This is a genomic window from Ideonella flava, assembly GCF_051857595.1.
Lineage (GTDB): Bacteria > Pseudomonadota > Gammaproteobacteria > Burkholderiales > Burkholderiaceae_C > Ideonella.
In genome coordinates this window covers 490090-503558 of sequence record NZ_JBPZHD010000002.1, presented here as the reverse complement: position 1 = coordinate 503558, position 13469 = coordinate 490090, and the positions used below count along the sequence as shown (strand labels likewise).

10 protein-coding genes are annotated in these 13469 nt (G+C 70.9%); 3 read left to right on the top strand and 7 right to left on the bottom strand.

What is annotated here, in order from left to right; translation table 11 throughout:
• Position 1: 1 nt before the first annotated feature.
• From ACS5PM_RS06000 to ACS5PM_RS05985, 4 genes are all read right to left on the bottom strand, one after another.
• On the bottom strand, positions 2 to 1261 hold the full coding sequence (locus ACS5PM_RS06000; RefSeq protein WP_439386516.1) for a hypothetical protein: 1260 nt from the start codon (positions 1259 to 1261) through the stop codon (positions 2 to 4).
• Entirely contained in the window at positions 1258 to 2034 is a 777-nt protein-coding gene (locus tag ACS5PM_RS05995; protein ID WP_439386514.1) for a hypothetical protein, read from the bottom strand. Before ACS5PM_RS05995 ends, ACS5PM_RS06000 begins: the two co-directional genes overlap by 4 nt.
• A gap of 308 nt (positions 2035 to 2342) precedes the next feature.
• Positions 2343 to 3302 (bottom strand): esterase/lipase family protein, encoded by a 960-nt coding sequence (locus ACS5PM_RS05990; RefSeq protein WP_439386512.1) that lies wholly within the window; start codon positions 3300 to 3302, stop codon positions 2343 to 2345.
• Positions 3303 to 3429: 127 nt separating this feature from the next.
• Positions 3430 to 3768, bottom strand: a complete 339-nt coding sequence (locus ACS5PM_RS05985; RefSeq protein WP_439386510.1) for a hypothetical protein — start codon at positions 3766 to 3768, stop codon at positions 3430 to 3432.
• Positions 3769 to 3850: 82 nt separating this feature from the next.
• Between ACS5PM_RS05985 and ACS5PM_RS05980 the strand changes: the two genes are divergently transcribed.
• Complete coding sequence (locus ACS5PM_RS05980) at positions 3851 to 4057, top strand: hypothetical protein (protein ID WP_439386508.1); 207 nt, start codon at positions 3851 to 3853, stop codon at positions 4055 to 4057.
• A 30-nt stretch (positions 4058 to 4087) separates the two neighbouring features.
• Here ACS5PM_RS05980 and ACS5PM_RS05975 read toward each other — a convergent pair whose 3' ends face one another.
• Positions 4088 to 4708: a hypothetical protein gene (locus tag ACS5PM_RS05975; RefSeq protein WP_439386506.1), complete on the bottom strand. Its 621-nt coding sequence runs from the start codon at positions 4706 to 4708 to the stop codon at positions 4088 to 4090.
• Positions 4709 to 4890: 182 nt separating this feature from the next.
• Between ACS5PM_RS05975 and ACS5PM_RS05970 the strand changes: the two genes are divergently transcribed.
• Positions 4891 to 5442: an ECF-type sigma factor gene (locus ACS5PM_RS05970; RefSeq protein WP_439386504.1), complete on the top strand. Its 552-nt coding sequence runs from the start codon at positions 4891 to 4893 to the stop codon at positions 5440 to 5442.
• Between the two features lie 121 nt (positions 5443 to 5563).
• Entirely contained in the window at positions 5564 to 8239 is a 2676-nt protein-coding gene (locus ACS5PM_RS05965) for a protein kinase domain-containing protein (protein WP_439386502.1), read from the top strand.
• 28 nt (positions 8240 to 8267) lie between these two features.
• Here the strand turns inward: ACS5PM_RS05965 and ACS5PM_RS05960 are convergent, their stop codons facing one another.
• Both ACS5PM_RS05960 and ACS5PM_RS05955 read right to left on the bottom strand, forming a co-directional pair.
• Complete coding sequence (locus tag ACS5PM_RS05960) at positions 8268 to 10085, bottom strand: tetratricopeptide repeat protein (RefSeq protein WP_439386500.1); 1818 nt, start codon at positions 10083 to 10085, stop codon at positions 8268 to 8270.
• A gap of 170 nt (positions 10086 to 10255) precedes the next feature.
• Positions 10256 to 13435, bottom strand: a complete 3180-nt coding sequence (locus ACS5PM_RS05955; protein WP_439386497.1) for a Kelch repeat-containing protein — start codon at positions 13433 to 13435, stop codon at positions 10256 to 10258.
• Positions 13436 to 13469: the final 34 nt, after the last annotated feature.

The following is a 13469-nucleotide window of genomic DNA, read 5'->3' as shown; positions in this document are numbered from 1 at the left end:
GTCAGGCTCCCATGCCGCGCAGGCGGTTCAGCTCGCCCGCCAGCGACTCGAACTGCATCATGAACAGCTGGGGCGTGCCTCGTTCCTTGTCCTTCTCGAGCATCCAGGCGGTTGATGCGCCCGTCGAGGCGAGCTTGACCGCGGTGTCCATCAGCAGGCGGCAGAGGTACCAGCGTTGCGTGACCTCGGCGCGCAGGCGCTCGTCGGCGGGCTCGATCGCACACTGCTTCAGCACACGCCCCATCGCCACCGCGGCGCGCAGCAGCGTGAACCGATGCTCGTGGCCGAATACCGACGAGGCACGCACGTAGTTCTGGCGGTCGCTCATCATGTCGAGGATCAGCGACCCGACGTTCGCCCGCTCGGGTTCCGGGCTCAGCTGCTCGAGCAGCCCCAGGAAATCACGGAACCACGAGAGGACCCCGACCGCGAACAGCGCCCGCACCGCGAGGACCGGCGCCGGGACGGCCGTCTCGCTCCACGGCCCGGCGGCGTTCAGCACCTGCACCAGGACCTCGATCCCGCAGTCATCGGCCCGGTTCTCGGCCAGGAACCAGGCATCGTGGTTGACCGCGTGGTGGGGCGGCAACGTCGCCAGGACCGCGTCTGCCGCCGCCCGGACCTCGCTGCCGCGCGTGAACGCCAGGTCGAAGCCGGGCAAGTCGAAACCGAAGCTGTGCAGTTCGTCGACATGGCGGCAGTACTTGGCGGTCGCCGCTGCCAGCTGGGTCTCGAGCGGGGCGCCCTCGGGCAGCGTGATGGTGAACGTACGGCGGTCGCCGCGGTCGCGCAGGTGCCCGACCTCATGGCCGAGAAAGAACACGAGGGCGAGGGCCAGTTCGTCACGCCGGCACTGTTCGCCCTCGTTTCGGGTCGAAAGCGTCCGCAGCGCGGCCAGGTACTCGCGCGGGTGGGCGCGCACGCGCCTCACGAAGGCGAACATCTCCGACTCGTGGCGCAGGAACGGTGTGGCGAAGACCGAGCCGGACAGGCCGAATGCGCGGATCGCGATCTCGGCATCGCGCAGGAAGTTCTCGTTGACGACGATCCCGTGCTCGGGGACCACAGCCATGCAGTTCGAGGTGAAGTACGCGTCGCGCGTCGCGACCGGCGCGCGCTCGAAGTCGACGATCGCGACGCGTAGCGCTTCGAGGCCTTGGACCACGGACGACGACTGCAGCAGCGTCGCTGCCCGCTCCCCGACGGCCAGCAGCACCGGGTCGGTGGTCTCGAACGCCGCGAGGTCCTCGAACCGGTTCATGCGCCACCTCCCCAGAGCTGCGGCAGTTGCATCCGCTTCCACGCAGCGGCGTCGAGGTCCGGGTGCGCCGCCAGGTGTCGACGGACCAGGTTCTCGAGCGCCTCGGCCGCCTGGGCGCGAAGGTGCTCGCCGTTCTCGGCATCGCGCAGCGACTCGAACAGCGGCCGGGCCACGGAGATCGCCTCTTCGGCTGGCCGGTCGAGGCGATCGGCGAGCATGGTGAGCAACGCCCGCGTGACCGCCTCGGTGTGCGGGAAGTCGGCGTGCTCGAGGTGGCGCAGGCTCGCCGAAGCCAGCCCTTGCGCGCGGGCGAGGTCATCCAGCCGAAGCGCGCAGATTGCCAGGTTGGTCGACGCGGATGCCGCGTTGGCGTGGTGCTCGTGTTTTTCAGCGAGCGTCAACGCTCGCTGGTTCCAATGGACCGCCTCGTCGAGCTCCAGGAGCTGGGTGAAGATGCTGCCGACGTCGAGCATCACCGACTCGGCCGAGCCATGGTCCTGCGCGGCTTCGAACTCGCCGGCGACTGCGATCAGGGCGATCAGGCCGAGATCCTCGAATCCGGCCCTCATGCACAGTCGGCCCAGGCTGGCAAGCTCGTGGCGCCGCGGCGCGCCAGGCGGCTCCTGCAGGGCGACCTGGATCGCGTCGAACAGACCCTGGCCCGCCGCAGACCGCCGGTCGCGGCGCATGGCCTGAACGGCGTCGTCAACCAATGTCCCGACGTTCCTCTCGAACCCGCCGGTCAATTCGTCACCACGCTGGCGTCGACTCATGCGAACCACCCTGCCATGCCTGCCGGAGGAAGCCCGAAGGACGGTCTGATTGTGAGCAGGCGGCCGCAAGGCTCGAGTTGATCGCGCTCAAGGGATGAAGGATGTTCGGCGACACGTCGCGAAGGCGGCGAGCAGCTGGTCAGCCGACAGGTGCGGGCCGACCCTGCAGAGACATCCGCTGCCCTGATCTCGCTGTCCCCAAGCAGTTGCGGGTCAGTCCGGATCGACGAGAACGCCTGCTTCGGCCGCGCCTGAGGCCGCCCAAGCATCGGCGGCGCCGGCGAGCAGGAGCAGGCCAGCGCGGACGGCTAGGGCTGACCGTACAACTGCGCCAGCAGCCGCTCGAAGGCCGCCTGCCGCTGCGGCGAGGTGGCCTGCAGCACCCCCTGCTCCTGCAGCACCTGGATCAGCTTCTTCGGCGCGACTTGCTTGTCACCGACGATCTCGACATGCCCGGCCGCGACCTCGATCCGGGTGACACGCGGGTCGGCGTCAGGCGCCGGGCTGCGCTGTTCGGCGAGCGAGAAGATCTCGTCGCTGTCGACGCAGCGTTCATCCGCAAGGGCCCGGCAGCTGCCGCGCTCGTCGGTGTCGATCTTCAGGTGCCGGCTGACGCGGCCGGACAACGCACCCGGCTCGAGGATGAAGGGCGACGAGAAGGTGATGTCGGCCCATTTCGGCCCGGTTGCAATCAGGCAGCTCAGCGGCACAAGGCCCAGCGACAAGGGGTAGAGCCAGCGCCGGCCGCAGGTGCGCGCCGCTTCGATGCCCGAGAACGGGCCCGACACCGTGACCAGGCGCAGGTCGACCGGCGCGCCGGGCAGCGGCGCCGGCAGCGTGTCGGTCAGCGCCCGGCGGGCCACCAGTGCACCCTGGCTGTGGCCGATCACGTCGATCCGCGGCACGTGCGACTGGTCGGCCAGCGCCTGCAGCGCACGCCGCAGTTCCGCGGCGGTGTCGGCGAGCCGCGCTCGGTCGTCGTAGGTGAAGCAGGCCGACTGCTGGCCGTGGAAGGCCAGCACCTGCGCCAGCGCACGGAACTGCCCCGACGAGCCATAGCAGCCGTGCACCAGCACCGTCACCTGCTGGTGCGAATCCAGGTGCAATCGCCGATCCGGGTTGTCGGTGCAAGGCCCGAGCCCGGCGATGGCCAGCGTGGTGTCGGGCGGCGGCAGCCGGCCGGGTTCGAGGTCGGCGGCGACGCGGTCGTCGCGCGTCGCGCAACCGCCGAGCAGGCACAGCAGGGTCAGCAAGGGCGCGATGCGCATCCGGGGTGGCCTCCAGTCCAGGTGGCGGGAGCCGATCGGTCGGCCCGGCGCCGCCGCCGCAGCGTTCGATTCTGGCTGAAGACCCCACCGCGCGGCCGCGCCTGATGTGGCCCCTCTCGAGCGAGCGCTACGCCTGCCAGACGCCGTAGCCGGCTTCCCGCAGGCCGATGGCCAGTTCGACCTCCATGTCGCGCGCAGCCTGGTAAGGCATCGGGTTGTAGACCTCATAGAGCTCCGGCATCAGCCGAAGACCGTACTCGAACACGAAACGATTCGACTGGATGCCGGCCTTGTGCCGGTCGAAGCGAAGGTCGGGGTCGAGCCCGGTCATGCCGACATAGACCAGCGGCTTGCCGATGATGTGGTCAGGGTTGGCCCTGCGGAATGCGGGCAGGTTCCACACGCGATCCGACAGCTCCACGACGTAGACGTGGTGGTGGTGTCGGGCAGTCCTGGGTTTGGCCATCGCGCCCTGCATTTTCCGGGGCAAATCGGATCACGCCACGAAGGGCACGGCGAAGACAGGGCCGGGTGGGGCCGCGATGGCCATGAGCGCACACTACGGCCTCAACAGCTCCGAAAGCCATCAAGTGTCCAACTCCATCGCAGCGCACAAGCACCGGACGCGCCTCCACGTCCTGCGGGATCGCCTCAAGCGGGCCATGCGGGACGAAAAGCGCGGCCTGCCCGGTGCCAAGGAGCGGGTCGCGGCCCACCGCGAGAAGCGGGCCGCATACCGCGCCAGCCATCCGTAGCCGGAACGTCGGCTGCCCGGAGGCGGCCCTCTACAGGCCGCCTCCCTCCATCGTGATCCGGGTGGCGCTGACGTTGCCCTGCACGTGCGCCAGCAGCGTCTTGCCGCTGGCGTCGTACTGGTCGATCGTGAACACGCCGGCGTAGCGCCGCCCACCGTCGCTGACGGTGACCTCCTCCTTGATGTTGGCCGGGCCCAGGAAGGCACTGCCGTCCGGCGTCCACGAAGCGGCGTAGTGGTTCAACCGGAAGGTGCCCGGCGCCGTCTCCTTCCAAACGCCCATGCAGAAGTTGCTGCTCTGCGGCGGGCGGGCGCCCGAGTTCATCAGCTCGGTGCCGTCCGCGTGCCAGGTGGCATAGCCGAAGTCGACCACCGTGCCATCGGGCGGCCCGGGCGGCGGGTTCCCCATGGCCACGAAGCTGAACTTCCACAGGCCCACGATGACCGGCCACCGCGGCATCGCGGCCTCCGGCTCGCCGGCCACGTAGACCGCATTCATCATGCCGGGGGCCTGCGGCCGGAAGGAGGCCGGTCGCAGGCCGCCACAGTCGGCCTGCGCCCCCGCCGCCGCGAAGAGGCTCGCGCAGAGGATGAGCCAGCGCACAGGGCGCGCCTTGCCGCTCGAGCGAGCCGGCGAGTGACGATCGTTCATCTCGAATCTCCAGTAAAGGTGCCAGCGAAGCCACGCCGGGCCCGAACCCGGCGCAGGAAGCGAAGGCCGCGCAGGCGCCATCGTCTTCACTCCTGGCAAGCGCAATCGCCGGCCGGAACACGACAAGCGCTTGCGCATGCCGGCCCCGCGCGCGATGCTCGCCGCCGAGGATGGGCCCCCGCATGGCGACGATCAAGGAGCTGATGGCGGCCACGCAGCAAGGCGACGCCACCGCGCGCTCGGCCCTGTTCGCCGCGCTGTACGACGAGCTGCACCGGCTGGCCCGGCGCGAAGTCCGCCTGAGCAGCGGCGCGTTGACCCTGGGGGCGACGACGCTGCTGCACGAGGCCTATCTCAGCCTGGCCGGCGGCGAGGGGGCCACCTTCCCTGACAAGGCCAGGTTCATGGCCTATGCCGCGCGGGCCATGCGCAGCCTGGTCATAGACCACGTGCGGCGCCGCCAGGCCAGCAAGCGCGGCGGCCACCTGCATTTCACCGAGCTCGACACGAGCATCGCCGAGCAGGCGCCTTGGGTGGAGCCGCTCGAGGCCATCAGCGAGTCGCTCGATGCGCTGGCGCGGGTGGAGCCCCGGCTGGCCGAACTGGTCGACCTCAAGTTCTTCTGCGGCCTGACCTTCGGCGAGATCGCCACGCTGCGCGAGGTTTCCGAGCGGACGGTGCAGCGCGACTGGGAGAAGGCGCGCCTGTGGCTGCAGAACACGATCCAGGATTGAGCCGCGGGGCCATGGCCATCGTTCGGCCCGGATGTCGGGTTTCGCCTCGCGCTCCCGCTGTTCCAGGGGACGGGCCCTGCACTGGGCCGCCGCCCGCACGTCAACCGATCCTCGCCCGGACATGACCCTCGACCCCGAAACCTGGCAACGGCTGAGCCCCTGGCTCGACCAGGTCCTCGATCTGCCGCCAGGCGAACGCGCCGCCTGGCTCGACGCGCTGGCCGAGCGCGAGGCCGGGACCGCCGCCGAATTGCGCGCCCTGCTGGAAGGCGGCACCGCGGGCGCGGCGGCGCGACTCCTGCAGGACGCCGCGCCGGCGGTCGCCCTGCAGGCCCTGGCCGGCCGGCGCATCGGCGGCTACACCCTGATCGAGCCGCTCGGCGAGGGCGGCATGGGCACCGTCTGGCTGGCCGAGCGCAGCGACGGCCGATTCGAGGGCCGGGCCGCCGTCAAGCTGTTGCATGCGGGCCTGATCCAGCGCTCGCTGGCGGCGCGCTTCCGCCGCGAGGGCGCGATCCTGGCGCGGCTGTCGCATCCGCACATCGCGCGGCTGGTCGACGCGGGCCTGACCGACGACGGCCAGCCCTATCTCGTGCTGGAGCACGTGGCGGGCGAGCGCATCGACGCGTGGTGCGACGAGCGCAGGCTGGGCCTTCGCGCTCGCGTCGAACTTTTCGACCAGGTACTGCAGGCGGTGCAGCATGCGCATGCGCAGCTTGTCGTGCACCGCGACCTGAAGCCGGGCAACGTGCTGGTAGACGGCCAGGGCAAGGTCAAGCTGCTCGACTTCGGCATCGCCAAGCTGCTGGACGCCGAAGACACGCCGGGCGAAGCGACCGAGCTCACCCGCGAGGGCGGGCGCGTGCTGACCCCGCACTATGCGGCCCCTGAACAGGCCCGCGGCGAGACGGTGACGACGGCGACCGACGTCTATGCGCTGGGCCTGCTGCTGTACGTCCTGCTCACCGGCCAGCACCCGCGCGTGGATGCTCAGGGTCGTCACGCGCCGGGCACGGACGAGTTGCCTCTGGCCAGCCGCGTGGTCGTCGATCCCGCCCGCCGTGGCAGCGACGCGCTGCAGGCTGCAGCCTCAGCGCGAGACACCACGCCGGCCCGGCTGGCGCACGGACTGGCGGGCGACCTCGACAACATCCTCGTCAAGGCCCTGCGCCACGAACCAGGCGAGCGCTATGCGACCGCCGCCGCCTTCGCCGACGACCTGCGCCGACATCTCGAGGGGCAGACCGTGAGCGCCCGGCCGGATTCGTGGGCCTACCGCGCGAGCCGCTTCGTCGGCCGGCACAAGGCGGGCGTCGCACTGGCGGCGGGTGCGCTGCTGGCCGTCGTCACCGCCGCGGGCGTGGCCGAGCAGCAGCGCCGCGAGGCCGAGCGCGAACGCGACCTGGCGACGCGGCAGCGGGTGACGACCGAGGCGGTGGCCAGTTTCCTGGAGGAGGAGCTCGGACAGATCGACGAGCCCGGGCGTCCGCCGGCCCCGGGCGATCGAATAGAGCTCGCGCAGCGCCGCGCCGAGCAGGTCTTCTACGACGCGCCCGAAGTGCTCGTGCAGTTGAATGCCCTGTTCCACAACCTCAACGTCACGCTGGGCCGCGACGGCGCCATGCGGCGCAATGTCGAGGCCATCCAGGCGGCGGCGCAGCAGGTCGACGACCCCGTCGTGCGCGCGCAGGCCTGGTGCGGGCCGGAGGGAGAAATGTCCGATGCCCAGTCCATGGCGCGGATCAACCGCGGCCTGGAAATCCTGCCCGCGGGGGAAGGCAGCCGCGGCGTGCGTTCCAAATGCCTGTTCCACCGGGCCTCCCACCTGCGTGACACCGGCCATTACGCCGAGGCCCTGCGCGACCTCGATGCTTCGTTCGAGGCCGCCCCGGCCCTGCAACGACGCATGCTGGCCGCCGCGTACCAGCGCGGCAGGGGCATCCTGCTCAACGAACTCGGGCGGCCGTACGCGGCCGACCAGGCCTACTCGCAAGTGGCGGAGATCATGCGGGCTGCCGGGCGCGATCACTCCATCAAGATGGTGCAGGACCTGGATTGGCGCGCCGTCTTTCGCTGGCGCATGGGGCGGCCGCGCGAGGCGCTCGCCTTCGTGGCACAAGCGGCCGAGCTGGCCCGGCCCGGTGGCAAATCGGCTGCCTCGTCGCCCCTCATGACGATGCTCAAGGCGCTGATGCTGCTGGACCTGGATCGAAGGGACGAAGCGCTGCGATGGCTGGAGAGCGAGCAGTTGCGTGACGGTCACCTCGTCCCGATCTTTCCGCGGGCCTGGAACTTCGTGGCGGCAACGTACCAGCTGCGGGGCGATGCCGACGCTGCGGTCGCCGTGCTCGAGCGGGATCTTGCCGAGAACCGGGGCAAGGAAGAACCCGTGGTCGACCTCATCAACCGCGTGGCGCTGGCCAACGCGCTGTTGGCCAAGCACGATGCGGATCGTGCGATCGCGGCGCTCGACGAGATTGACGCCGGCCCTGAGCTGCTGCTCTTGCGATGGGACAGCCTCTGGCTGCGAGCACGCGCGCACAACATGGCGGGCCGGCCCGTGCAGGCCGAGGCCGCTGCCCGCGCCGCGATCGCCGAAGCCGTTCGTCGCGCGCCTCCTACCGGACGCTCCACGCTGCACGGCCAGGCCTATCTCGAACTCGCCCGCGCCCTGGCAGCGCAAGGCAAGGCCGAGGAAGCCCGCGCTGCGGCAGATCGCGCGGCCGCGGAGTTGGCCGACGCCCTGGGCCCGGAACACAGCGCGACGCGGGAGGCGGCCACGCTCGCGCGCCGATAGCGTCGCGGGCTCCTGACGCTGTGGAGCCTTATAGCCGCGCAATGTCCGGCGCCGCACCCCCTAGCCAGGCCTGCGCGTAGGCCTTGCGCGCCGTGGCCTCGGCCTTGGCATCGCCCTTGCGCTTGTAGACCTCCGCCAGGCCGGCCAGCGCCCAGCCGTTGCTGCGCACGCGGGCTAAGGAATCACGCAGCGCCTTCTCGGCCGCGTCGAGCTTGCCCTGCCGCAGGTAGACCGAGCCCAGCGACTGACGGATCGGGTAGTACCAGTAGGGAGGCTCCATGTAGGCGAGCGAATCCTCGACCGCGATCGCCTCCTCGTAGGCCTTCGCCGCTGCGGCGAGATCGCCCTGCGCGTCGGCCAGGCGCGCGCTCGCGACCAGGCGAGCGGTCTGCACGATCTCCTTGCCGGGCACGGCCCAGTCGGTGTAGGGCTTGAAATCGGCCTTCTGCTCGATCGCGGCGATGGCGTCGATCTCGCGCTGGGCACCGGCCGCGTCCTTCTTCACCGCCAAGGCGAGCGCTCGCGCGTAGTGCGCCAACGCGGACACCACCACCTGTTCCTTCGGTGGTGTCTTCAAGGCGAGGATCGCCTCGGGTGGGCTGAAAAGCGCGTGGACCAGGTAGGGCGCCGCCTTGACCGGCTCCAGGACCGCGAGCTGAGCGACCGCGGCGTCGGAAAGCGATGCATCGAGCTTGCCCGCTGCCTCGATCGCCGTGGGACCGTCGCCGCCCATCTGCGCCGACACCAGCACGAAGTGGATGTTGTGCGGGTAGTAGGCCGACTTGTACATCGGGTCCGAGGGCGAGGTCTTGAAGTACTGCTCGTCGACGGCCATCGCGCGCTTGTTGATCTCCAGCGACTCCTTGTACAGGCCGACGCGGTAGTAGATGTGGGCCGGCATGTGCACGACGTGGCCCGCACCCGGCATCATCTCGGCGAGCCGCCGCGCGTGTGGCAGCGCGCGTTCCGGCTTGGTGGAAGCCTCGACGGCGTGGATGTAGAGGTGCACCGCTCCCGGATGGTTCGGATTGCGCGCCAGCACCTTCTCGAGCGCCGCGAGCAGCTCGGCAGCGCGACCCTTCGGCTTGGCGCCGCCCGCCTCCCAATAGTCCCAGGCCTGCGTGTCCATCACGGACTCGGCATAGAGCGTGAGGATGGTGTCGTCGGCCGGATACTTCGCGGCCACCGACTTCATCGCGTCGGCATAGGCCGCGTCGAGCGGGGCGCGCTCGGCCTTCGGGTCCGCCGAGTAGCGCTTCTGCAGGGCCGCGATCAGAGCACGATCCTTCGCCGGCGCGCCGGGCGCCAGCTCGACGGCCTTGGCCAGCGCGGCCAGGGCCGGCGCCACCGCCTCGGGCATCATCGGCGCGTTGATGTTCGGCCCGAGCACCAGCGCCTCGCCCCACCAGGCCATGGCCAGTTTCGGATCCGCCTTTTGCGCCGCCTGGAAGGCGCGCTGCGCCTCGGCGTGGTTGAAGGCGAAGGCCCAGCGGATGCCCTGGTCGAAGTAGGCCTGCGCCTTCGCGTTGCCCGTCCCCACCTTGAAGGACAGCTTGCCCAGGTTGTCGTACAGGGGCACCTCGCCGCCCGCGGCCTGCATCGGCTGCGGCTTGAAGGGCTTGGTCTCGGTCTGCGCCAGGATCAGGTGCCGAAGCAGCGGCGGTCGTCCGGCCAGGGCCGGCGCGCACACATTGCCCGGTTGGCTGAGCAGCGGGTCATAGCCCGCGCCGCTCGTGGATTCGACGCCGCGCCCCGCCGGGCAGGCCAGCACGATGGCCAAGGCGGCGATCGTGGACAAGCGCGGGCGCCGAGCGGCCGCCGAGATGCGCGTGGAGAGAGCGTCCATGTCCTTCTCCTGCCGGCCATCGAAGGCCTTCGCCGAGTCAGCCATCCCTGGTGCGAAGGCGATACTGCGCTTGCCGGATGTCGAAGTCCATCCGTGCCGACCTGGCCGGCGCATCAGCCGCTGCGAAGGCCGCTGGCATCACCCTCGCTGGGCAGCGTGGCGCATGGAAGTCACCTCACCTTGATCTTCACCGTCACCGCAGCGCTGTCCAGCAGGTCGTCGTTGGCGACGTAGCGGAACTTGTCGACGCCGGTGTAGCCCGGCGTCGGCACATAGCTGAACGAGCCGTTGGGATTGAACTGCAGGCTGCCATGCGCCGGGCTGCTGACCAGCCGGGCGCTCAGCGGATCGTCGTTGCCGTCGCTGTCGTTGCTCAGCACGCCCGAGTCCGCTCCCACGGTCAGGCGCTTGCCGGCCCGGGTGCCGTAGGCGTCGGCCACCGCCAGGGGTGCCAGGTTGGCCTGGCCGGACAGGCAGTACAGCCCGCCCTTCTGCGTCGGCCCGAAGCCGCCCCAGACGATCATCTGCGTGCCGGTCCAGACCGTGGACCATCGGCCGCCCCACAGGGCCGCGGGGGCCCGCAGGGTGCTCGTGGGCGCCCACTGGTTGGTGGCCAGGTGCAGGCGGCCGCCGGTGGGCTGGTTGTCGCCACCCCAGACGACCATTTCCGAGCCGGTCCACACGCCTTGGGCCACGCGCGGCGTGGGCGCTCCGTTCAGCGAGGTGGCGCTCCATTGGCCGGTCAGCGGGTCGTAGCGCCCGCCATCGTTGAAGTAGCGGACGTAGAGCTGGTCGTAGCCCCCCCAGAAGACCGCTTCGCTGCCGGTCCACACCGACACCGGCCACATGCGAGCCTCCGGCTGTCCGGCCGACTTGTCGATCTGCACCCAGGTGTTGGTGGCGGGGTTGTAGCGGCCCCCTCGAGGGCCCAGCTCGCCGCTGTCGATCGAGCCGCCCCAGATGATCATCTCGCTGCCGGTCCAGACCGCCCCGTGGTGGTCGCGGTGGCCCGGGTCCCGGGTCATGGTGGCATTGGTCCACTTGTTGGTGGCCGGGTGGTAGCGCTTGGCCCCCTCGTTGGAGCTGATGCCGCCGAAGGTGATCATCTCGCTGCCGGTCCACACGGCGCTGTGGCCATAGGTGACGAGCGGCGCGTTGTTCCGTGACATGGCCTTCCAGCTGTCGGTGGCCGGGTCGTAGCGGCCGCCGGAATCCGGCGTGAAAGGATCGCCCGGGCCGGCGCCCCAGAAGATGATCTCCTGGCCGGTCCACACCGAGGTCGCGCTGGCCCGGGGGGCCGGCTGTCCCACGGTGCTGATGGGCGACCAGCTGTTGGTCGCCGGGTCGAAGCGCGCGCCCGTGTCGGTCAGCGCATACCCGTAGCCACCCCACAACACCATCTCGGCGCCGGTCCACTCGGCCGAGTGCATGGCACGCGCGCCCGGCACGTTCATCGTGCTCATCGGTCGCCATTGATCGTTGGCGGGGCTGTAGCGCGCACCGTCGGCCCGGAAGGCGAAATCCTCGTCCAGGCCCCCCCACAGCAACGCCTCGTCGCCCGTCCACACCATCGTGCTGGCCTGGCCGGTCGTGGGCCCGTTCACCGTGCTCATCAGCGACCAGCTGTCGCTCGCCGGGTTGTACCGTCCACCCGCCGCGCGCGAGGGCCAACCGCCATGGACCAGCATCTCCGTGCCCGTCCACACCGCGTTGTGCTGGTAGCGCCAGGCTGGCGCACCGGCCGTGGCGACCGTGCTCCAGGTGTCGGAGGCCGGCTCATAGCGCCCGTTGCCGGCATCGCCCATCACGCCGCCCCAGGTCACCATCTGCTGCCCGGTCCAGACCGCCGTGTTCCAGTAGGTGGCCTGGGGTGCGCCCAGGGTGGACATGGGCTTCCAGGTGCCCGTCCGGGGATTGAAGCGGGCCCCGTCGCGGAACAGCTGGCCACGAGTCACGTCGTAGCCGGACCAGATCAGCATCTCGCTGCCGGTCCAGGCGCCCTGCATGTAGGCACGCGGCGCCAGCGGCGACTGCGGCAGGGGCTGCCAGGTATCCGTCTTCGGGTTGTAGCGTCCACCGGTGTCCACGGGCGAGCCGAGGATGCCGCCCCAGACGATGAACTCCTTGCCGGTCCAGACCGAAGCGGCCCACTGCTGACCGATGGGCGCGCCGGCGATCGAGGTGGCACGCCAGGTGTCGGTGACCGGGTCGTAGCGGCCGCCCGAGGGCGTGCCGTCGCCGCCGAAGACGAGCATCTCGCTGCCCGTCCATGCCGCCGAGTGGGCGTGGCGCGGGCCCGGTGCGCCGACACCGCTCACCGGCGACCAGGTGTCGGTGGCGGGGTTGTAGCGGCTGCCGTCGTTGTAGACGAAGCCCACCGCCTCCATGCCGCCCCAGACGATCATCTCGCTGCCGGTCCACACGGCCGTGTGTTCGTAGCGGCCATCCAGTCCGGCCAGCGTGGGCTTCCAGCTGTCGTCGCGGCAGTTGGCATCGGGCGCCAAGGCGGGCAGGCGATAGGCGGCCGAGGGCTGCACGAACCGGGTCGGCAGGCTCCGGCGCTGGCCGGCCCACCAGTGGTCGAAATCCATCTTCGGCCAGGCGACGCTGCGAACGTGGACGCTGTCGGCATCGAGCCGGTCGATCGCGAGGGCGTAGACGCGGCGGGCGTCCTCGCGCAGGGGCCCGAACCGGCCCAGCCTCGGCGCGCCGCCGGGCCCGCCCTCTGCCAGCCGCAGGGCCTTGACGCGTTCGTCGAAGGCCTCGGGCGAGAGCAGCAGCGCGCCAGGCGTAGCCAAGGCGGCGGCCCGGTCGTGCACCAGGACCGTCTCGCGCTGCTCGGCCGAGACCGGCCGGCCCGCGGCCATCTCCCGGCGCGCCTGGCGCCGCAGGGCGCCGTGGAGCCGGTCGTCCGAGGCGAAGTAGGACTGGATCAGGCGGTCCGCCAGCAGCGGCCGGGCGATGCACTCGGCGGCCAGCAGGGCGTCGTTGCCGAGCGCGGCGAACAACTCCGCCAGCACCTGGGGCGCTTGGCTGGAGCGGGCCATGCGGTCCAGCTCCGCCTGCAGCTGATGGGCGGTGATCTCGGTGTGCCACCGCTGGCTGAGCGCGGCTGACTTGAGCACCACGTCCTCGGCCCTGCGGCGCAACAGGGCTTCGGGCAGGGCCTGTTCGAAGGGCAGGCGCGGCGTCGCATCGGACGAGGCCGTCCGGTGGCGCCAGTACACCTGCTCGACGGCGCGCTGGCAGGCCACGCGGTCTTCGAGGCTCAGCGTGCCCGCTGCGCTCCAGACGGCCGGAGAGACGGCCAGGGCCGCCAGCGTGGCCAGAAGCCGCGTCGGGATCTTCATCGTGGGTGTCCTTCAGTGAGCGCGGCCTGCGAGG